The following is a 19,789-nucleotide window of genomic DNA, read 5'->3' as shown; positions in this document are numbered from 1 at the left end:
TGAGGACTGCGCAGGACACGCATCCGGGGGTCTGCGACGCGCTCGGCGCTACTGCATCACCCACTGGATTATCGGCGGAAACTGAAATTCGTTACAGCATGCCCCGCGGCAAATGAGTGATCTGCGGCACAGTCGTCCCGGCTCAGCCTACTGCGGCGCCCGCCGCCGCGGGGCCGCCGCCGATTCCGCGCACGATGAAGGCGGTGAGGGTGTCCACCGCCTCCTCGTCGCCCAGTTCCCGGCCCAGCTCCTCGCCGCCGCCGATCAGCCAGGTATAGGCGAACTGCCCGATCAGCGTCACCAGTGCGGAGGCGACCACCAGCGGGTCGCCGGGCAGGCTGCTGCCGCGGGCGCTGATGTACTCCAGATGGTCGACGATGTCGCGCAGGTTGGGGGCGAGGATCTCCCGCAGCCGCCGGGCGAAGTGCTCGTCGACCATTGCGGCCTGGTGCAGCGCGATCACCACCGGGCGGTTGTCCCGGACGAACTGCCAGTACGCGGCGACGTGCCAGCGGACCGCCGCGGGGTCGGAGAAGTCGGGGCTGTGGCCGGGCTCCTCGACCCGCTGGTCGCCCTCGGCCAGCATGTCCGCCAGCAGCGACTCCAGCAGCGACTCCTTGCCGTCGAAGTGGCTGTAGAAGGAGCCCGCGGCGCGGTCCGCCTCGGCGGTGATGTCGGTGATCTTGGCGCGCAGGTAGCCGGTCCTGGCGAAGACCCGCTTGGCGGCCTCCTTCAGCGCGGACTCGGTCTCGGCCGCCCGCGCCGCGCGTGTGCCCGTCATACCCGTCAGGACTCCTCCGGCCTCGTTCGCTTGCGGTGGACGTTAGCAGGGAGTACGGTGAATCCAACTTCAGTGAATCTGGATTCAGTCAACGGGGAGGATGCCATGCGGCAGGACGCAAGGACCGGGGTGCTGATCGCCGGGGCCGGGCCCGCGGGGCTGGTGCTGGCCTGCGAGCTGGCCCGGCGGGGAATCGCCCACCGGCTGGTGGAGCGGGACGAGCAGCCTTTCGCGGGCTCCCGGGGGAAGGGGCTGCAGCCACGCACCCAGGAGGTCTTCGAGGATCTCGGCGTGCTCGACCGGGTGCGGCGGCACGGCGGCCCCTACCCGCCGATGCGCTCCTACCGGGGCGGCGAGGTGGTCTGGGAGGGCCGGATCGACGACCCGCGCGAGCCGACGCCCGACATCCCGTACCCGGAGAGCTGGATGCTGCCGCAGTGGCGCACCGGGGAGATCCTGCGGGAGCGGCTGGCCGAGCTGGGCGGCCGTCCGGAGCCGGGCACCGAGCTGGTCGGCTTCGAGCAGGATCCGGCGGGGGTGACCGCGCTGCTCAGGACGGCCGCGGGGGAGCAACGGGTGCGGGCCGACTACCTGGTCGGGACGGACGGGGGCCGGAGCACGGTCCGTCGGCTGTCCGGCATCGGCTTCGCCGGGGAGACCAGGGAGGACCAGCGGATGGTGGTCGCCGACCTCAGGGTCGAGGGCGTCGACCGGGAGCACTGGCACATCTGGCAGACCGAGGACGCCGAGGGCAACGCCTTCCCGCTGGCGCTGTGCCCGCTCGCCGGGACCGACACCTTCCAGCTGGTGCTGCCGGTGCCGGCCGGGGCGGCGGCCCCTGACCTGACCGTCGCCCTGGCGCAGCGGATACTGGACGCGGCGTCAGGCCCACCGGCGTCAGGCCCACCGGAGCCGGGGCGGGCGGGGTCGGGGCTGGCGGGGACGCGGATGCGGGTGACCGAGCTGGTCTGGAGCTCGCTCTTTCGAGCGAACATCCGGATGGCCGAGCGCTTTCGCGAAGGCCGGGTGTTCCTGGCCGGCGACGCCGCCCACGTCCACTCCCCGGCCGGTGGCCAGGGGTTGAACACCGGGGTCCAGGACGCCTACAACCTGGGCTGGAAGCTGGCGGCGGTGCTCCAGGGGGCTCCGGCCGAGCTGCTGGACAGCTATCAGGAGGAGCGGCTGCCGGTGGCCGCCGAGGTGCTGGGGATCAGCACCCGGCTGCACGACAAGGGCGTCGCGGGCGACGCCGACGCCCACCGCAGGGACGATCCGCGGCTGCACCAGCTGGGCCTCGGCTACCGCGAGGCCGCACTCAGCCGGGAGCAGCGGACCGGGGTGGATCTCGGTGTGGTGCTGGCCGGTGACCGGGCCCCGGACGGGACCACCCGGGAGGGGCGGCGGCTGTTCGAGGTCTTCCGGGGGATCCACGCCACGCTGCTGGCCTTCGGCGCCGGGGCCGAGCGCGCCGCCGTCGCGTCGGCGCGCGGCGCGGGCGAGGCCCTGGCCGTCGCGGTCGGCGATGCCGCGACCCGGCGCGGCTACGGCGTCGCGGTGGACGCCGACGTGCTGCTGCTGGTCCGTCCCGACGGCTACCTCGGCCTGGCGCTCGACGTGGACCCGGAGCGGGTCGAGGCAGCCGTCGACGGGGTGCGGGCCTATCTGGCCGGGATTCAGCCGAAGAGCTGAGCCCCCCAGTCCGCGCCGGGCGCCAGGCCGGGCGGGGTGACGAACAGACCGCCGGAGAGGTGCTTGATGTACTCGTTGAGTGCGTCGTGGGCGCCGAGGATCCGCTGCAGGGTGACGAACTGGTCCGGGTTCTTCATATAGGCGAGGAAGAGCAGGCCGCCGACCAGTTGGCCGGTGACCGGGTCGATCCCGTCGGTGAAGGAGTAGCCGCGGCGCAGGATGCGCAGCCCCCGGTTGTTCTCCGGGGCGGCGAGCCGGACGTGCGCGTCCATCGGGATGGCGTAGTCGCCGGAGGCGTCCTTGGCCGAGAAGTCCGGGGTGTCGAACTCCTTCTTCCCGGTCAGCGGGGCGCCCGAGGCCTTGGCCCGGCCGAAGACGTTCTGCTGGTCGTTGAGGTTGTCCCGGTCCCACTGCTCCAGCAGCATCCGGATCTTACGGCTGACCAGGTAGGAACCGCCGCGCACCCAGTGCTGCGGCTCCTCGGCGCCGATCCAGACGTGGTCGCCCATCACTGCGGCGTCGCCCGCGTCGATGTTGCGGGTGCCGTCCTTGAAGCCCATCAGATTGCGCGGCGTCGCCTGGGCCGGGGAGGTGGAGGAGGTCCGGCCGAAGCCCAGCTCCATCCAGCGCGGGGCGACCACGCCGGTGCCGAGACGGCGCAGGTTGCGGATGGCGTGGAAGGCCACCTGCGGGTCGTCCGCGCAGGCCTGCACGCAGATGTCGCCGTCCGAGCTGCCCGGGTCCAGGTCCTCCTTGGGGAGCTGCGGCAGCGCCTTGAGCTGGGACGGGCGTCGCCCGGCCAGTCCGAAGCGGCTGTCGAACAGCGAGGCGCCGTAGCCGATGGTGATGGTGAGGTTCCCGGGCTTGAGCCCTTCGGCCTCTCCGGTGTCGATCGGCGGCGACTCCAGGTCCCCGGCGTCGCCGGGGACGGTCAGGCCCTTGGTCATCGCCTCGGCGGCGAGGGCCCAACTGGTCAGCATCTGCTGGAGCTGGCCGCGGTCGGTGGTGGTGACGTCGAAGGCGGCGAAGCACAGCCGGTCCTGCGCCGGGGTGGCGATGCCGCCCTGGTGCGGGCCGCGGAAGGCGACGATCTGGCTGCCGCCGTCCGCGGCCGGGGCGGTGCCGCCGGTTGCGGTGGCACGGCCGCCGGTGTCGTGATCGTGCGTCAGCACCGAACCGGCCGCCGCCGCCGCGCCCACGCCCAGGCCGACGCCGATCCCGCTGAGCACCCGGCGCCGGTTGAGACCGCCCGACGGGTTCGTCTGCTCCGGGTCGGCGGCCATCAGGCGACCTCGCCCGCGACCTTGGAGACCGCCTCGGCGTACGCGTCCACGGCGGTGGACAGCTCGCGGCGCTGGGCGGTGGTGACCGTGCTGTAGTCGACGTAGCCGCTGTTCTCGTAGCCGGGGGTGGCGGCGTACTTGGCGAGCAGGGCCGCGGTCGCCGCGTAGCGGGTGGCGATGGTCGACACCAGCTGCGGGTCCTTCTTCTGCAGCGTCGGCAGCAGCACCTTCACGGCCTCGTCGGCGCCTTCGAGGTTGCCCTTGAAGTCCAGCAGGTCGATGTGCGAGTAGCGCTCCTCCTCGCCGGTGACCTTGGAGGTCTGGATCTCGTTGACCAGGTCGGTGGCGCCGTTGGCGATCTCGGCGGGCTGGTAGGCGACGGTCTTGACCTGGGTGTAGAGGCTGGTGACGTCGGCGTCCAGCTGGTTGGCGATCGGGGTCATCCCCTTGACCGACTTGGCGGTCCACAGTGCCTGCTCCAGCCGGTGGAAGCCGGTGAAGTCGGCGGGCGTGGCGGCGTCGTCGACCCGGCCGTCGATCCGGCCGTCCAGGTCGCCCCAGATCTCGGCGGTGGGCTCGACCGCCTCGTAGTGGATCCGGGCCGCGCCGTAGAGCAGCTTGGCCCTGGCGATGTCACCGGCGCGGACCGCGTCGGTGAAGGCCTTGGTGGTGGGCACCAGTTGGGCCACCTCGCCGTCGATCCAGGTCGCGTACTGGGTGGTGGCGGCGACCAGCTCGGGGTCGTCCTTCCAGCTGTGCGCGGTGGAACCGGTGACCGTGAAGTCGGTGGTGTCGGTGCCCGCGCCGGGGCAGTAGACCTGGTAGGTGCCGGCGGTGAGGGTCAGTGAGAAGTCGCCGGACAGGCCGGGGGTGAGGTTCTCCTTCTCGCCGAGCATCTTGCCGTGGTCCTGCAGCTCGGCCTCGGTGACCTTGCCGGAGTTCTTGTTGCTCACGGTGAACTTGACCGACCCGGCCGGGATGGTCGCCGGGGAGGGGGCGCAGCCCTGGTCGGTGATGGTGATGGCCACCGCGGCCGGTCCCTTGTCGGCGGCCTTGGCGGCGCCGGTGCTGCTCCCTGCGGCCGGGGTGCTGGTCTTGGCGGCGCCGCTGCTGCCGCAGGCGGTGAGCAGCAGGCTGGTCGCGGACACGGACACGGTCACGGCCAGGGCCACGGCGGTGGTCCGACGGCGGTTCGGCAGGGAAGTCACGGGTGTTGCTCCTTGGACTCAGGGCGGTGCGGGGTCGGGACGGTGCGGGTGGAGCGGGCTCCGGTCAGGCGGTGGCGGGGTCGGAGGTCGGTGCGGTCTCCGGGTCGGTCCTGCCGTCGGCGTCGGCGGTGGGCTTGGGCCGCCGCTTCGCAGGCCACAGCACCACCGCGGTCATCGGCACGGCGTAGACGAGCCAGCCGGCGACCATCGGCCAGGTCGGGTAGGGCTGGATGCCGAGCACCCCGGTCAGCACCGAGGCGATCGGGGTCCCCGGCCGGACCAGCCAGGACAGGTCGAAGGCCTGCGCGCCCCGGTCGATCCAGCCGCCCTCGAACGCGGTCATCACCGCGGTGGCGACCAGCCCCGCGGCGACCAGCACCAGCACCACCCCGGTGATCCGGAAGAAGCGGGAGAGGTTCAGCCGGACCCCGCCGCGGTAGATGCCGTAGCCGATGAACGCGGCGAGCAGGATGCCGAGCGCCGCGCCGGTGCCCCCGTACCAGGGGTTGCTGCTCTCGTTGAAGGTGGCGAGCAGGAACACGGAGGTCTCGAAGCCCTCGCGGAGGACGGCGAGGAAGGCCATCATCACCAGCGCCGAGGCGGAGCCCTCGGCCAGCGCGCGTCCGGCCGCGCCTTCGAGGTCGCCGCGCAGGTCGCGGGAGTGGCGGCGCATCCACAGCACCATGTAACTGACCATCAGCACGGCGACGACGCCGATCACGGTCTCCAGCTGCTCCTGCTGACGCTGCGGCAGGTCGCTGGACAGCACCTGCAGGGCTACCGCCACCACGACGCAGATGGCCACGGCGATGCCGACGCCGATCCACACCTTGCGCAGCGCGTCCCGGCGTCCCTGCTGGCCGAGGAAGGAGGCGATGATGCCCACGATGAGCGCGGCCTCCAGCCCCTCGCGGAGCCCGATCACGAACGTGGGGAGCATGGGGAGAACCTTCCGGATCTTCAGTTAACTAAGCCTTGCCTTAGTTAGGCATGCCTTAGTTTTAGCCGGAAGGCGAGGGGTGGCACCAGCGGGCCTGCGGGGGGAATGTCCGAATAGGCCAGCCGTGAGGCATTCCTGATGACGAGTTGTTATGCCGCTGTGACCTGCTCGGCCCGGCCGCAGATGGACGGCGGGTGACGCGCAGCAGGCAGGCTGCCGAAGTCTGCGACCGATGCCTCGACTGCCGCCCGAGCCGTCGGGACACTGCCGGTGTGGGCAACGACACTCTGCTTGTTCTGGTGGTCGTCACGGCTCTGGCCTTCGACTTCACCAACGGCTTCCACGACACGGGCAACGCGATGGCGACCTCGATCGCCACCGGTGCCCTCGGCCCCAGGACGGCCGTCGCGCTGTCCGGGGCACTCAATCTGGTGGGCGCCTTCCTGTCCCTCAGCGTCGCGGCGACCATCGCCAGCGGCCTGGTGGACACCCACCTCGTCACTCTGACCGTGGTGTTCGCCGGACTGGCCGGCGGCATCACCTGGAACCTCCTCACCTGGTTCCTGGGCATACCCTCCAGTTCCTCGCACGCGCTGATCGGCGGTGTGGTCGGCTCGACCATCGCCGCGGCGGGCGGCCACGCGGTCAAGTGGCACGGCCTGTTCCAGAAGGTGATCATCCCGGCCGGGCTCTCCCCGGTCATCGCCGGACTGGTCGCCGCGGCCGGGACCTACCTGGTCTACCGGATCAGCCGCTCGGTCTCGGCCGGGGCGCGCGGCCACGGCTTCCGGATCGGCCAGATCGGCTCCGCCTCCATGGTCTCGCTGGCGCACGGCACCAACGACGCCCAGAAGACCATGGGCATCATCACCCTCGCCCTGATCGCCAACGGCACCGTCGGCGCCGACGCCAAGGCGCCGTTCTGGGTCATCCTCAGCTGCGCCCTGGCCATCAGCCTCGGCACCTACATGGGCGGCTGGCGGGTGATCAGGACCCTCGGCAAGGGCCTGGTGGAGATCGAGTCGCCGCAGGGCATGGCCGCCGAGTCCTCGTCGGCCGCGATCATCCTGCTGTCCAGCCACTTCGGCTACTCGCTGTCCACCACCCACGTCGCCACCGGCTCCATCCTCGGCACCGGCGTCGGCAAGAAGGGCGCCCAGGTCCGCTGGGGCGTGGCCGGCCGGATGGCCACCGCCTGGCTGTTCACCCTCCCCGCGGCCGGCCTGGTCGGCGCGGGCGCGTACGGGCTGGCCGACGTCATCGGCGGCGACGCCGGCGTGGTGGTGGTGCTGGTCCTGCTGCTCGCGGTCGCGGGCGGGATCTACTACCGCTCCCGCAGGACCGCGGTCAGCCATGACAACGTCAACGCCGAGTGGACCGGCTCGGTCGCTCCGGCCGCTGCCCCGAAGGAGGTTGCGGCGGTATGAACGACTGGGTGAACCTGCACGCGCTGTGGCAGATCGTGGTGGTGGGCCTGCTCGCGGGCGCCGGGCTGCCGGCCCTGTTCGCGGTCGGCCTGCGGGCCCTGAGCACGCGTCCGGACGGGGCCGCGGTGCAGGCGGACGACGAGCACGTGATGGGCGGCAGCACGGCCGGCCTGGCCGCCGCGGTGCTGTGCTTCGCGGTGGTGCTGGCGGCCGTCGGCTACGGCATCTACATCATCGTCAACGGCGGCTGAACCGCCCTTCCGACCGAGGAGGTCCCGCGGTGCCCCTGCCGCCCGTACTCTCGTCCATCGTGGGCTGGCTCCGCGCCGGCTACCCCGAGGGCGTGCCCGAGCACGACTACATCCCCCTGTTCGCCCTGCTCTCACGGCAGTTGAGTGAGAGCGAGGTCACCGAGATCGCCGAGGAGCTGGCCGGGAGCAGCGACCCGGTCTCCGCCGAGGCGATTCACCGGGCGGTCTCGGCCGTCACCGCCGGGCCGCTGCTGGACTCCGACGTGGCCAGGGTCAGTGCCCGGCTCGCGGCCGGCGGCTGGCCGCTGGCCCGTCCGGACGCCGCGGGCTGAGGCCCCGTCAGCCACCCCGGGCCGGGGACGGGAGCCTGCTCCCGTCCCCGGCCGCTTCATGTGCGGCAGCCGACTGATCGTGGGAATCTCTTTCTCGGCAGAAAGTTGTGCCAGATTCATAGACAATTGCGTGATCTGATGGAAGTTTTGCGGAGCCTACTCATCCCCACCCCCCGTTGAGAGGTTCCACCCATGGCTGTATCCCGAAGGACGTTCCTCGGCACGGTGCTGGCCGGATCCGCGGTCTCCGCGATCGGCGTGTTCAGCGGTACCCAGGCGGCGCGGGCCGCGAGTCCGGCCGGTGACGTGGTCGGCAAGATCACCGTCGGCTACCAGGGCTGGTTCGCCTGCGCCGGGGACGGCGCCCCGATCAACGGCTGGTGGCACTGGAGCCAGAACTGGTCGCAGACCCCGTCGACCGGCAACAACGTCATCAAGGCCTGGCCGGACATGCGCGAGTACGCCCACGCCTACCCGACCGCCTACCCGAACCTGGGCAACGGCCAGCCCGCCACGCTGTTCTCCTCCTACGACCAGCAGACCGTGGACACCCACTTCCTGTGGATGCAGCAGAACGGCTGCGACACCGCCGCGTTGCAGCGGTTCAACCCCAACAGCAGCGAGGGCCCGACCCGGGACGCGATGGCCGTCAAGGTCCGCAGCAGCGCGGAGGCCTACGGGCGCAAGTTCTACATCATGTACGACGCCACCGGCTGGACGAACATGCAGTCGGAGATGAAGGCGGACTGGACCGGCAAGATGTCCGCGCACACCGCCTCGTCCGCCTACGCCCGGCAGAACGGCAAGCCGGTGGTGTGCATCTGGGGCTTCGGCTTCAACGACGCCAACCACCCCTGGGACGCCGCGACCTGCCTGGACGTGGTCAACTGGTTCAAGTCCCAGGGCTGTTACGTGATCGGCGGGGTCCCGCGCGAGTGGCGCACCGGCACCGGCGGCTCCCGGTCCGGCTACCTCGGGGTCTACCACGCCTTCAACATGCTCTCGCCGTGGATGGTCGGCGCGATCGGCAACGCCGCCGACTCCGACTCGGTCTACCAGAACATCAACGTCCCGGACCAGGCCGACTGCAACGCCAACGGCGTGGACTACCAGCCCTGCGTCCTGCCCGGCGACGTCTCCGGGCGGCAGCGCGCGCACGGCGACTTCATGTGGCGGCAGTTCTACAACATGGTCAGGGTCGGCGCCCAGGGCATCTACATCTCCATGTTCGACGAGTACGGCGAGGGCAACCAGATCGCCAAGACCGCCGAGAACCAGGCCATGACCCCGGCCAACTCCGGTCTGCTGGCCCTGGACGAGGACGGCACGGTCTGCTCCTCCGACTACTACCTCAGGATCACCAACGACGGCGGCCGGATGCTCAAGGGCCAGATCGCGCTGACCGCGACCCGTCCCACCGCCCCGGTGGCGGGCGGCGGCGGGGACACCCAGCCGCCCACCGCGCCCGGCGGGCTCCAGGTCAGCGGGCATACCGCGACCAGCGTCGCACTGAGCTGGACCGCCTCGACCGACAACGTCGGGGTGACCGGCTACAGCGTGCACCAGGTCGCCGGCGGCGGGAACACGGTAGTGGGGTCGCCGACCGGGACGTCGTTCACCGTCTCCGGGCTGGCCCCGTCCACCGGCTACAGCTTCTTCGTCACCGCGCGGGACGCGGCGGGCAACACCTCCGCGGCCTCGGGCACGGTCAGTGCCACCACCGACGCCCAGTCGGGCAGCACCGACCTGGCCCTGCACCGGCCCACCTCGGAGAGCAGCCACACCCAGGTCTACGCCAGCGGCAACGCCGTGGACGGCGACCCCAACAGCTACTGGGAGAGCAACAACAACGCCTTCCCGCAGTGGCTCCAGGTCGACCTGGGCGCGGCCCAGCACATCGGCCGGATCGTGCTGACGCTGCCGCCGCCCTCGGCCTGGAACGCCCGGACCCAGACCCTGTCGGTGTCCGGCAGCACGGACGGCTCGTCCTTCGCCACGCTGGTGGGCTCGGCCGGCTACACCTTCGACCCGGCGACCGGGAACACCGCCACGGTGACCCTGCCGTCCAACGCCAGTGCCCGCTACCTGCGGCTGACCTTCACCGCCAACACCGGCTGGCCGGCCGGGCAGTGCTCCGGGTTCCAGGTGTACTCCTCCTGACCCGGGGAGGGGTCAGCCGAGCAGGCCGGTCAGCACCCTGGTGACCACCCGGTCGAACAGGGCCTCCGGCGGCTCCTCCCCCCGGGAGCGCCCCTCCTGTGCCGCGCCCGCCAGCGCCGCGGCCAGGTGCGGGTGCTCCCCGGTGGCGACGACGTGCCCGAGGTACTCCGCCTGCGCCGCCTGCCACTGCGGCAGGGTGCGCCCGGTCAGCCGCTGCGCCGCCTCGGCCCTGGCCAGTGCGGCGACCACGGCGCCGAGCATGCCGACCGCCTCCATCCTGGTCCTGACCGCGACTCCGTCGAGCCCGGACAGCGCCGCCAGGGCGTGCTCCAGGTAGCGGACCGCCTGCGGGCCCAGCGGGGTCCTGGCGCTGAGCAGGTCCAGCAGCCAGGGGTGCGCGAGGTAGACCCGCCTGCTCTGCCGGGCCAGCTCCAGCAGGTCCGCGAGCCAGTCGCCGGTGCCGGGGGAGTAGCGGATCCCCGCGTTCGCCCGGTCGGCCATCAGCTCCAGCAGCTCGTCCCTGGTGGCGACATAGCGATAGAGCGACGCGGGCCCCGCGCCGAGGGCGAGTGCGACCGCGCGCATGGTGACCGCGGCCAGGCCGTCCGCGTCGGCGAGGGCGACGCCGGCGTCGGCGATCCGGTCCCGGCCGTACTCGGGTGCGGGGCCGCGTCCGGCGCGTTCCGGGCGCAGCCAGATGCTGTGCGCGGCGCCCTGCTCCTCGGGCATGGGCCCTCCTTCTCTGCGAACGGCGGTTGCAGTATATTCGTGGACAAGAACTGCGAACGACGTTCGCAGTGAAAGCGAGAGGAGCTGCCGTGCCCCAGCACCGCGAGGGGTGGACCCCCACCGGTACGCCCGCAACGGCGCCGTGGAGGTGGCCTACGACCTGCTGGAACCGCTCGCCGACCAGGGGTCGGCGGACGAGCCGCTGCTGCTGGTGATGGGGCTGGCCACGGCCAGGACCTGGTGGCCGACCGGGCTGTGCCGGGCCCTCGCCGGGGCCGGTTTCCAGGTGGCCCGCTACGACCAGCGCGACGCGGGGGAGTCGACCCGGATGCCGGACACCTCGGTCGGCAACCCGTTCCGCGCCCTGTTCGGACGGCGCGGCGAGGCCTACACCTCCGAGGACATGACCGACGACGCGGTCGCGGTACTGGACGCGCTGGGCTGGGAGCGGGCGCATGTGCTCGGCCACTCGCTGGGCGGGGTGATCGCCCAGCGGCTGGCGCTGCGGCACCCCGACCGGGTGCTCAGCGTCACCAGCTCGGCCGCGCTGCCGAGCGACGTCTCCGGGCTGCGGGTGCTGCGCCACCTGCGCCCCGGGCTGCTGGCGAAACTCGCCACGGCCCGCTTCCCGGCGGGGCGGGAGGGCGACATCGCCGCCTCGATGGCGGTCTGGCGCGGGGTCGCCTCGCCCGGCTACCCCTTCGACGAGCAGGCGGCCCGCGCCTGGATCGAGGCCGAGGCGGACCGCGGGCCGCGCGACGCCAAGGCGCAGAGCAGGCAGATCGGGGCCCAGTGGCACGGCCCCGGGCTGGCCGGGTTGGCCCGGCCGACCCTGGTCCTGCACGGCGAGCGGGACCCGATCCTGCGGGTCTCGGCCGGCCGGGCCACGGCGGCGGCGGTGCCGGGGGCGCGGCTGGAGGTCCTGCCCGGGGTCGGGCACGACCTCCCGGCGCCGCTGTGGCCGACCGTGGCCGGGCTGGTGCAGTCGGTCGCCCGGCAGGCCCCGGCCCCGCGCTGAGCGGGCCAGGCCCCGGCCCCGCGCTGAGCCGGGCGTCCTTGCCCGGAGGGCGTCGGCGGGCGGAGCATGGCAGGGACGGCGAGGAGGCAGGACGTGGATCCGATCGACGCGGCGCCCGCGGACGGCGACACCGGGCTGTTCGGGCCCGACTCGGTCACCTGGCGGGTGCACGCGGAGCCGACCATGCTGCTGGCCGGGGTGCGCGCGCTGCTGCTGCAGGCGCTGCACCCGCTGGCCATGGCCGGGGTGGCCCAACACTCCGCCTTCCGGGAGGACCCCTGGGGGCGGCTGCGCCGCACCGCCGAGTACCTGGGCGCGGTCAGCTACGGGACGACCGAGCAGGCCGACCGGGCGATCACCCGGGTCAGGACCGTGCACCGGGCGGTCCGCGGCACCGACCCGTACTCCGGTGCGCCGTACCGGGCCGACGACCCGGAGCTGCTGCTGTGGGTGCACTGCTGCGAGGTGGACTCCTTCCTCGGGGTGACCCGGCGGGCCGGACTGCGGCTCACCCCGGCCGAGGCCGACCGCTACCTGACGGAGCAGCAGTTGCTGCCGCACCGCCTCGGCGTCCCGCGCGGGCATCCGGTGCCGGGCGGGACCGAGGAGCTGGCCGCGTACTTCGCCCGGATCCGGCCGCGGCTGCGGGCGGTGCCCGAGGCGCGGGAGGCGGCGCGGTTCGCACTGCTGCCGCCGCTGCCGGGCTGGGTCGCGGTGCTCACCCCGGCCCGGCCCACCTGGGTCGGCCTGGCCTGCACCGCGATGGGCCTGCTGCCGCCGTGGGCGCGGCGGATGTACGGGCTTCCGGTCCCGCCGGGCGCGGAGCTGGCCGCGACGGTCACCGCCCGTGCCTGGCGGTCCGGACTCGGCCTGCTGCCGGGGATGCTGACGGAGGGTCCGTACCTGCGGGCGGCGAAGGCCCGGCTCTCGGTTGCCGAAAATCGTGCCGCCGAAAATATTCTCTCCTGACGACCCATCCATCGGTCCGGCGGCTACGAAGGCGCGGATAAGGGGCGGTGACAGCTGCTCCGGGTGACCCGTGCGCGCTGCACCGATCCCTGAGGACGGCGATGACCAGTCGGACCTTCGTACCCAGCCCGATTCCGACCGACCGCGTCGCCGCGGTGGTCGACGACGACTGCGCCACCTGCCACGGCACCGGCCGTAGCAGCGGTGGCGTCCCCTGCCGCCCCTGCGGGGTGCGGATGACCCCGAAGCAGCGCGAGAACGTGGCCCGGCTGCGGCTGGCCCGGTGGTCCGGGCTGCGCACCGCCCCGTACCGGCAAGGGTTCTGACGGACAGCCGGCGTACATTGTCATGTCACTGGCGCTTCTTGTGCCCGCGCCAGCATGGGCGGACCGGGCCGCGCGCGGCTGAGCCCGGCACCGCTTCCGTCCTGGAGGATTCATGTCCCGTTTGTCGCTGTTCCGTGCGCTCTCCACCCGGATGACGCCGTCCCGGGCGGCGGCCCGGCGGCTGCTCGCCGTCGGCACCGCCGCGACCGCACTGCTCGCCGGGGCGATGCTGGCCCCGGGCGGGGCCGCCGCGGTCGACGGCGGAAGCCTGTCCGAGGGCGACGCCACCACCGTCGGCCTGCACAACACCTACGACCCGAGCGCCTTCCCCTACCTGGCGAAGGCGCTGGACACCGGCACCTCGATGATCGAGCTGGACGTTTGGGACGACTTCATCACCAAGGAGTGGAAGGTCAGCCACTCCAACCCGCTGGGCAACAGCAACAACTGCGTGGACGCCGGCACCGCCGCCCAGCTCTACACCGGCGGCGCCAACAAGGACCTCGGCAGCTGCCTGGACGACGTCCGGGTCTGGCTGGCGGCGCACCCCGGGCACGCCCCGCTGATGATCAAGATCGAGCTGAAGGCGGGCTTCCAGGCCACCTACGGGCTCGGCCCGACCCAGCTCGACCAGACCATCGCCGCCCACCTCGGCGGCGACGTGTTCCGCCCGGCCGACCTGCTCGCCAAGCCCGGCGGCGGCAGCTACCCGACCCTGGACGCCGCGGCCAAGGCCGACAACTGGCCCAGCCGCGACGCGCTGGCCGGCAAGGTGATCCTGGAGATCATTCCGGGCACGGTGGAGGAGAACAACCCGACCGACACGCTGTGGACCGACAAGGAGTACGCCCAGCACCTCCAGGCGCTGCAGGTGGCCGGCACGCTGGGCCAGGCGCAGATCTTCCCCGCGGTGCACAACGCCGCCGCGGGCGACCCGCGCACCCGCTACAGCGACACCACGCTGCGCCCCTGGTTCGTGGTGTTCGACGGCGACGCCTCGACCTACCTGAACGGCAGCATCGACACCTCCTGGTACTCCGTCAACCACTACCTGCTGGTGATGACCGACGCGCAGAACGTGCCGCCGGCGATCAGCGACACCGCCCCGAGCGTCGCCGACGCGCAGGCCCGGGTGGCGCTGCTCGCCGCCGCCCACGCCAGCGTGGTCTCCAGCGACTGGACCGGGCTGACCGCGGTCCAGCCCGAGGCGCTGCCGCGCGGCTGAGCGGCCCCGGAACGACGCCCGGAAAAGTCGGGCTGGCCTAATTGGCCGCGTACATGCCACAATTGAAACGCACGCCGTCCCCCCGGACGTGCAACGGCGCCCCGGTCGCGTGGATTCGGGGCGCCGCTCCATGTCCACGGCGCACGGGGGGACTGCTCGGCGCAGGGCCGGGGATCAGCGCTCAGGCGCGACCTCGAGCCGCGGCGGCGAACGCCCGGAGCAGGACGCCGACGCCGTCGTCCCGCTCCGGGCACCGCACGGCTCTGACCTGCTGGCACTCCTTGGCACACAGGGTGCAGAGAGGTCAAGGTCACACGAGTCTGACCTGCGATCAGCTGTTAACCGGCTCTAACCTGCCTTCATGACGGTCTCGCCCGAAGGGCTCTCCCTGGCCGCCGAGTTCCCTGGGGCGACCCGGGAGCATTGGCAGCGTCTCGTCGAAGGCGTCCTCCGCAAGTCGGGGGCCTCCGACGCCGAAGGCGCACAGGCGGAGGACGCCCTCGCCACCCAGCTGCAGGACGGCATCCGCGTCCACCCGCTCTACACCGCCGCCGACGCCGGGTCCGCCGGTCCCGGCTACCCGGGCCTGGCCCCGTACGTACGCGGGGGCAGGGCGGAGGGCTCGGTCGGGTCCGGCTGGGACGTCCGGCAGCGGCACGCCGACCCCGACCCGGCCCGCGCCAACGCGGCGGTGCTGGCCGACCTGGAGCACGGCGTCGGCTCGCTCTGGCTGGTGCTGGGAGCGGGCGGGGCACCGGTGGCGGCGCTGCCGCAATTGCTCGACGGCGTCTACCTGGATCTCGCGGGCGTCGTCCTGGACGCGGGGGCCGAGACCGGAGCCGCCGCCGAGCAGCTCTTTCGAGTGCACCGGGAGCGCGGAGTCCCGGCGCACGCCGTCCTCGGCAACCTGGGCGCCGACCCGCTCGGCCTGCGCGCCCGCACCGGCGCAGCCGGCCTGGACCAGGCCGAGGCCTCGGCGCTGGCCCTGCGCTGCGCCGCGGACCACCCCGGGCTGCGCGCGCTGACCGTGGACGCGCTGCCCTACCACGACGCCGGGGCCTCGCCCGCGCAGGAGCTGGGCTGCTCGCTGGCGACCGGGGTCGGCTACCTGCGCGCGCTGACCGACGCCGGACTGGGCGTCGAGCAGGCGGCCGGACAGCTGGAGTTCCGCTACGCCGCCACCGCGGACCAGTTCCTGACGATCGCGAAGCTGCGCGCGGCCCGCCGGATCTGGGGCCGGGCGGTGCGGGCCTGCGGCGCCCCGTCGGCCTCCGGCGCGGGCGCCCAGCGGCAGCACGCGGTGACCTCGGCGGTGATGGCCACCGAGCGCGACCCGTGGGTGAACATCCTGCGCGGCACCCTGGCCTGCATGGCGGCCGGGGTCGGCGGCGCCGACGCGGTCACCGTCCAGCCCTTCGACAGCGCCCTCGGCCTGCCGGACGCCTTCGCCCGCCGGGTCGCCAGGAACACCCAGTCGATCCTGGTCGAGGAGTCGCACCTGGCCCGGGTGATCGACCCGGCCGGCGGCTCCTGGTACGTGGAGCAGCTGACCGACGAGCTGGCACGGGCCGCCTGGGCCTGGTTCCAGGAGATCGAGCGGGCCGGCGGCCAGGCCGCCGCGCTGGACTCGGGGCTGGTCGGCGCTCGGATCGCGGCCACCTGGGCCGAACGCGAGGCGGACCTCGCCACCCGGCGCGAACCGATCACCGGGGTCAGCGAGTTCCCGAACCTGGCCGAGAAGCCGGTGCTGCGCGAGGCCGCCCCCGCGGCGGAGCGCACCGGCGGCCTGCCGGTGGTCCGCCGCTCGCAGGCGTTCGAGGCGCTGCGCTCGCGCTCGGACGCCGAACTGGCCGCGACCGGGCGGCGGCCCCGGCTGTTCCTGGCCACGATCGGACCGGCCGCGGTGCACACCGGGCGCTCCTCGTTCGCCGCCAACCTGTTCCAGGCCGGCGGGATCGAGACGGTCGCCGGGGACGGGGCCGAGGCCTTCGCCGCCTCCGGGGCGACCGTCGCCGCGGTCTGCTCCAGCGACAAGCTCTACGCCGAGCAGGGGGAGGCGCTGGTGGCGGAGCTGCGCGCGGCGGGCGCGCGCCGGGTGCTGGTGGCCGGGCGGCCCGAGGCGCTGCCCGGTGCGGACGGCGCGGTGTTCACGGGCTGCGACGCCGTCGCGGTCCTCGGCTCCACCCTCGACCTGATCGGAGCGGTGCGATGATCCCCGACTTCACGGAGATCCAGCTCGACGACGCCGACCCGGCGGCCCCGGCAGACCCGGAGAGCCCGGCCGGCTCGGCGGGGGAGTGGCGCGAGGCCTGGGCGCAGGCGGTGGGCAAGCCGGTCGAGGAGTTCGTCTGGGAGACCCCCGAGGGCATCGCGGTCAAGCCGCTCTACGATGCCGACGACCTGGCCGACGTGGACTTCCTGGACACCTACCCCGGCATCGCCCCGTTCCTGCGCGGCCCGTACCCCACCATGTACGTGAACCAGCCGTGGACGGTCCGTCAGTACGCCGGGTTCTCCACCGCCGAGGAGTCCAACGCCTTCTACCGGCGGAACCTGGCGGCGGGTCAGAAGGGTCTCTCGGTCGCCTTCGACCTGCCGACCCACCGCGGTTACGACAGCGACCACCCCCGGGTGACCGGGGACGTCGGCATGGCGGGCGTCGCCATCGACTCCCTCTACGACATGCGCCAGCTGTTCGACGGCATCCCGCTGGACCGGATGTCGGTGTCGATGACCATGAACGGCGCGGTGCTGCCGGTCCTGGCGCTCTACATCGTGGCGGCCGAGGAGCAGGGGGTCCCGGCCGAGAAGCTCACCGGGACCATCCAGAACGACATCCTCAAGGAGTTCATGGTCCGCAACACCTACATCTACCCGCCGCAGCCCTCGATGCGGATCATCTCCGACATCTTCGCCTACACCTCGCAGAAGATGCCGCGCTACAACTCCATCTCCATCTCCGGCTACCACATCCAGGAGGCCGGGGCCACGGCCGACCTGGAGCTGGCCTACACCCTGGCCGACGGGGTCGAGTACCTGAAGGCCGGGCTCGCCGCCGGGATGGACGTGGACTCCTTCGCGCCCCGGCTGTCGTTCTTCTGGGCCATCGGCATGAACTTCTTCATGGAGGTCGCCAAGCTCCGCGCGGCCCGGCTGCTGTGGGCGAAGCTGGTCCAGGAGTTCGCCCCGAAAAACCCCAAGTCGCTGTCGCTGCGCACCCATTCGCAGACCTCCGGCTGGTCGCTCACCGCGCAGGACGTCTTCAACAACGTCACCCGCACCTGCATCGAGGCGATGGCCGCGACCCAGGGCCACACCCAGTCGCTGCACACCAACGCGCTGGACGAGGCGCTGGCGCTGCCCACCGACTTCTCCGCCCGGATCGCCCGCAACACCCAGCTGCTGCTGCAGCAGGAGTCCGGCACCTGCCGGGTGATCGACCCCTGGGGCGGCAGCGCCTACGTCGAGAAGCTCACCCACGACCTGGCCACCCGCGCCTGGCAGCACATCCAGGAGGTCGAGGCGGCCGGGGGCATGGCCAAGGCCATCGACGCCGGCATCCCCAAGCTGCGGATCGAGGAGGCGGCGGCGCGCACCCAGGCCCGGATCGACTCCGGACGGCAGCCGGTGATCGGGGTCAACAAGTACCGGGTCGCCACCGACGAGCAGATCGACGTGCTCAAGGTGGACAACTCCTCGGTGCGCGCCCAGCAGGTCGAGAAGCTGCGGCGGCTGCGCGAGGAGCGGGACGAGGACGCCTGCCGGGCCGCGCTGCGCGCGCTCACCGCCTCCGCCGAGGCCGGCCCGGCGGCCGGCGGCGGCCTGGAGGGCAACCTGCTGGCGCTGGCCGTGGACGCGGCCAGGGCGATGGCCACCGTCGGTGAGATCTCCGACGCGCTGGAGGCCGTCTACGGACGGCACAGCGGCCAGATCCGTACCATCTCCGGTGTGTACCGCGACGAGGCAGGACCGTCCAGCGCCGTGGAGCAGAGCCGCGCGCTGGTCCGGGCGTTCGAGGAGGCGGAGGGGCGGCGTCCGCGCATCCTGGTCGCCAAGATGGGCCAGGACGGCCACGACCGCGGCCAGAAGGTGATCGCCACCGCCTTCGCCGACCTGGGCTTCGACGTGGACGTCGGCCCGCTGTTCCAGACCCCGGCCGAGGTGGCCCGGCAGGCGGTGGAGGCGGACGTGCACATCGTCGGCGTCTCCTCGCTGGCGGCCGGCCACCTGACCCTGGTGCCCGCGCTGCGGCACGAGCTGGCCGAGGCCGGACGCGAGGACATCACCATCGTGGTCGGCGGGGTGATCCCCCCTCAGGACTTCGACGCCCTGTACGCGGCGGGCGCGGCGGCGGTCTTCCCGCCCGGGACGGTCATCCCGGACGCCGCGGTCGACCTGCTGCGGAAGCTGGCCGCGTCGCTCGGCCACGAGCTCTGATGGCCCCTCGTCCGATCGACCTGGACGCCTACGTCAAGGGCGTCCTCGACGGCTCGCGCGCCTACATCGCGCGGGCCGTCACCCTGGTCGAGTCCACCAGGGCCGACCACCGGGCGCTGGCGCAGCAGCTGCTGGTCGCCCTGCTGCCGCACTCCGGCGACGCGGTGCGGGTCGGCATCAGCGGCGTGCCCGGGGTCGGCAAGTCGACCTTCATCGACTCGCTCGGCTGTCTGCTCACCGCGCGCGGCCACCGGGTCGCGGTGCTCGCCGTCGATCCCTCCTCGACCCGCACCGGCGGCTCCATCCTCGGCGACAAGACCCGGATGGAGCGGCTCGCGGTCGACCCGCAGGCCTTCGTCCGCCCGTCGCCCACCTCGGGCACGCTCGGCGGGGTGGCCCGTGCCACCCGGGAGAGCATGGTGGTGATGGAGGCGGCCGGCTACGACGTGGTGCTGGTGGAGACGGTCGGCGTGGGCCAGTCGGAGACCGCGGTGGCGCAGATGGTGGACACCTTCCTGCTGCTCACCCTGGCCAGGACCGGCGACCAGCTGCAGGGCATCAAGAAGGGCGTGCTGGAGCTCGCCGACGTGATCGCGGTCAACAAGGCCGACGGCGAGTTCGCCCTCGCCGCCCGCTCCGCCGCGCGGGAGCTCGCGGGCGCACTGCGGCTGATGCGCGCCCCCGACGCCGCGTGGACGCCCCCGGTGCTGACCTGCAGCGGACGCGAGGGCACCGACCTGGACGCGCTGTGGGAGCGGATCGAGCAGCACCGGCGGATCCTGGACGGCCTCGGGCTGCTCGCCGCCCGCCGCGCCGAGCAGCAGGTCGACTGGACCTGGAGCATGGTCCGCGACCAGCTGCTCACCCGGCTGCGCGAGCACACCGGCGTCCGCCGGATCGCCCCCGAGCTGGAACAGCAGGTCAGGGATGGCCGGCTGACGGCGACCCTGGCGGCGGAACGCATCCTCGGCGCGTTCGACGCTTAGGCGGCACTTCGCCGACTTCTTCGACGTC

The 19,789-nt window shown here is 72.9% G+C and carries 17 protein-coding genes; 12 read left to right on the top strand and 5 right to left on the bottom strand.

Annotated elements, in window-relative coordinates; translation table 11 throughout:
* Window positions 1-142: 142 nt before the first annotated feature.
* Window positions 143-781 (bottom strand): TetR/AcrR family transcriptional regulator, encoded by a 639-nt coding sequence (locus tag ACEZDE_RS22755; RefSeq protein WP_380538733.1) that lies wholly within the window; start codon window positions 779-781, stop codon window positions 143-145.
* 105 nt (window positions 782-886) lie between these two features.
* Here ACEZDE_RS22755 and ACEZDE_RS22750 point away from each other — a divergent pair, with 105 nt between their 5' ends.
* Window positions 887-2,470, top strand: a complete 1,584-nt coding sequence (locus ACEZDE_RS22750) for an FAD-dependent monooxygenase (RefSeq protein ID WP_380538731.1) — start codon at window positions 887-889, stop codon at window positions 2,468-2,470.
* Here ACEZDE_RS22750 and efeB read toward each other — a convergent pair.
* From efeB to efeU, 3 genes are all read right to left on the bottom strand, one after another.
* Window positions 2,455-3,753, bottom strand: coding sequence for an iron uptake transporter deferrochelatase/peroxidase subunit (gene efeB, locus ACEZDE_RS22745; RefSeq protein ID WP_380538729.1), 1,299 nt, complete (start codon window positions 3,751-3,753; stop codon window positions 2,455-2,457). The genes ACEZDE_RS22750 and efeB overlap by 16 nt on opposite strands.
* Entirely contained in the window at window positions 3,753-4,961 is a 1,209-nt protein-coding gene (gene efeO / locus ACEZDE_RS22740) for an iron uptake system protein EfeO (protein WP_380538727.1), read from the bottom strand. Before efeO ends, efeB begins: the two co-directional genes overlap by 1 nt.
* 64 nt (window positions 4,962-5,025) lie before the next feature.
* Window positions 5,026-5,901, bottom strand: coding sequence for an iron uptake transporter permease EfeU (gene efeU, locus ACEZDE_RS22735; protein WP_380538725.1), 876 nt, complete (start codon window positions 5,899-5,901; stop codon window positions 5,026-5,028).
* A 272-nt stretch (window positions 5,902-6,173) separates the two neighbouring features.
* Here efeU and ACEZDE_RS22730 point away from each other — a divergent pair, with 272 nt between their 5' ends.
* The 4 genes from ACEZDE_RS22730 (at window position 6,174) to ACEZDE_RS22715 (ending at window position 10,071) form a co-directional block, all read left to right on the top strand.
* Entirely contained in the window at window positions 6,174-7,328 is a 1,155-nt protein-coding gene (locus tag ACEZDE_RS22730; RefSeq protein ID WP_380538723.1) for an inorganic phosphate transporter, read from the top strand.
* A complete protein-coding gene (locus ACEZDE_RS22725; RefSeq protein WP_380538721.1) occupies window positions 7,325-7,579 on the top strand; it encodes a hypothetical protein in 255 nt (84 codons plus the stop codon). The genes ACEZDE_RS22730 and ACEZDE_RS22725 overlap by 4 nt, the downstream gene beginning before the upstream one ends.
* Window positions 7,580-7,608: 29 nt before the next feature.
* Entirely contained in the window at window positions 7,609-7,911 is a 303-nt protein-coding gene (locus ACEZDE_RS22720) for a DUF3349 domain-containing protein (protein WP_380538719.1), read from the top strand.
* A gap of 192 nt (window positions 7,912-8,103) precedes the next feature.
* Complete coding sequence (locus ACEZDE_RS22715; protein ID WP_380538717.1) at window positions 8,104-10,071, top strand: discoidin domain-containing protein; 1,968 nt, start codon at window positions 8,104-8,106, stop codon at window positions 10,069-10,071.
* Between the two features lie 12 nt (window positions 10,072-10,083).
* Here the strand turns inward: ACEZDE_RS22715 and ACEZDE_RS22710 are convergent, their stop codons facing one another.
* On the bottom strand, window positions 10,084-10,800 hold the full coding sequence (locus ACEZDE_RS22710; protein ID WP_380538715.1) for a TetR/AcrR family transcriptional regulator: 717 nt from the start codon (window positions 10,798-10,800) through the stop codon (window positions 10,084-10,086).
* 109 nt (window positions 10,801-10,909) lie between these two features.
* Between ACEZDE_RS22710 and ACEZDE_RS22705 the strand changes: the two genes are divergently transcribed.
* The 7 genes from ACEZDE_RS22705 to meaB all read left to right on the top strand — a co-directional run bounded on the left by ACEZDE_RS22705 (window position 10,910) and on the right by meaB (window position 19,761).
* Window positions 10,910-11,818: an alpha/beta fold hydrolase gene (locus tag ACEZDE_RS22705; protein ID WP_380538713.1), complete on the top strand. Its 909-nt coding sequence runs from the start codon at window positions 10,910-10,912 to the stop codon at window positions 11,816-11,818.
* Between the two features lie 93 nt (window positions 11,819-11,911).
* Window positions 11,912-12,787 (top strand): oxygenase MpaB family protein, encoded by an 876-nt coding sequence (locus ACEZDE_RS22700; protein WP_380538710.1) that lies wholly within the window; start codon window positions 11,912-11,914, stop codon window positions 12,785-12,787.
* Between the two features lie 101 nt (window positions 12,788-12,888).
* Entirely contained in the window at window positions 12,889-13,113 is a 225-nt protein-coding gene (locus ACEZDE_RS22695; protein ID WP_380538708.1) for a hypothetical protein, read from the top strand.
* Window positions 13,114-13,264: 151 nt separating this feature from the next.
* The gene (locus ACEZDE_RS22690) at window positions 13,265-14,338 is read left to right on the top strand and encodes a phosphatidylinositol-specific phospholipase C domain-containing protein (protein ID WP_380538959.1); all 1,074 of its coding nucleotides are present in this window, start codon (window positions 13,265-13,267) and stop codon (window positions 14,336-14,338) included.
* A 361-nt stretch (window positions 14,339-14,699) separates the two neighbouring features.
* A complete protein-coding gene (locus ACEZDE_RS22685; protein WP_380538706.1) occupies window positions 14,700-16,550 on the top strand; it encodes a methylmalonyl-CoA mutase family protein in 1,851 nt (616 codons plus the stop codon).
* Window positions 16,547-18,775 (top strand): methylmalonyl-CoA mutase, encoded by a 2,229-nt coding sequence (gene scpA / locus ACEZDE_RS22680; protein WP_380538704.1) that lies wholly within the window; start codon window positions 16,547-16,549, stop codon window positions 18,773-18,775. Before ACEZDE_RS22685 ends, scpA begins: the two co-directional genes overlap by 4 nt.
* Complete coding sequence (meaB, locus tag ACEZDE_RS22675) at window positions 18,775-19,761, top strand: methylmalonyl Co-A mutase-associated GTPase MeaB (RefSeq protein WP_380538702.1); 987 nt, start codon at window positions 18,775-18,777, stop codon at window positions 19,759-19,761. The genes scpA and meaB overlap by 1 nt, the downstream gene beginning before the upstream one ends.
* The last annotated feature ends 28 nt before the right edge of the window (window positions 19,762-19,789 follow it).

This window comes from Streptacidiphilus cavernicola, assembly GCF_042510955.1.
Classification (GTDB): domain Bacteria; phylum Actinomycetota; class Actinomycetes; order Streptomycetales; family Streptomycetaceae; genus Streptacidiphilus; species Streptacidiphilus cavernicola.
Note: the sequence above shows the minus strand (reverse complement) of the source record. Positions and strands in the feature narration are given on the sequence as shown.

What these genes read in the sequence shown, in the direction of transcription:
- ACEZDE_RS22755 (WP_380538733.1), bottom strand. Translation starts at nt 781, where the DNA reads ATGACGGGCACACGCGCGGCGCGGGCGGCCGAGACCGAGTCCGCGCTG.
- ACEZDE_RS22750 (WP_380538731.1), top strand. Translation starts at nt 887, where the DNA reads ATGCGGCAGGACGCAAGGACCGGGGTGCTGATCGCCGGGGCCGGGCCC.
- efeB (WP_380538729.1), bottom strand. Translation starts at nt 3,753, where the DNA reads ATGGCCGCCGACCCGGAGCAGACGAACCCGTCGGGCGGTCTCAACCGG.
- efeU (WP_380538725.1), bottom strand. Translation starts at nt 5,901, where the DNA reads ATGCTCCCCACGTTCGTGATCGGGCTCCGCGAGGGGCTGGAGGCCGCG.
- ACEZDE_RS22725 (WP_380538721.1), top strand. Translation starts at nt 7,325, where the DNA reads ATGAACGACTGGGTGAACCTGCACGCGCTGTGGCAGATCGTGGTGGTG.
- ACEZDE_RS22715 (WP_380538717.1), top strand. Translation starts at nt 8,104, where the DNA reads ATGGCTGTATCCCGAAGGACGTTCCTCGGCACGGTGCTGGCCGGATCC.
- ACEZDE_RS22710 (WP_380538715.1), bottom strand. Translation starts at nt 10,800, where the DNA reads ATGCCCGAGGAGCAGGGCGCCGCGCACAGCATCTGGCTGCGCCCGGAA.
- ACEZDE_RS22695 (WP_380538708.1), top strand. Translation starts at nt 12,889, where the DNA reads ATGACCAGTCGGACCTTCGTACCCAGCCCGATTCCGACCGACCGCGTC.
- ACEZDE_RS22690 (WP_380538959.1), top strand. Translation starts at nt 13,265, where the DNA reads ATGACGCCGTCCCGGGCGGCGGCCCGGCGGCTGCTCGCCGTCGGCACC.
- ACEZDE_RS22685 (WP_380538706.1), top strand. Translation starts at nt 14,700, where the DNA reads ATGACGGTCTCGCCCGAAGGGCTCTCCCTGGCCGCCGAGTTCCCTGGG.
- scpA (WP_380538704.1), top strand. Translation starts at nt 16,547, where the DNA reads ATGATCCCCGACTTCACGGAGATCCAGCTCGACGACGCCGACCCGGCG.
- meaB (WP_380538702.1), top strand. Translation starts at nt 18,775, where the DNA reads ATGGCCCCTCGTCCGATCGACCTGGACGCCTACGTCAAGGGCGTCCTC.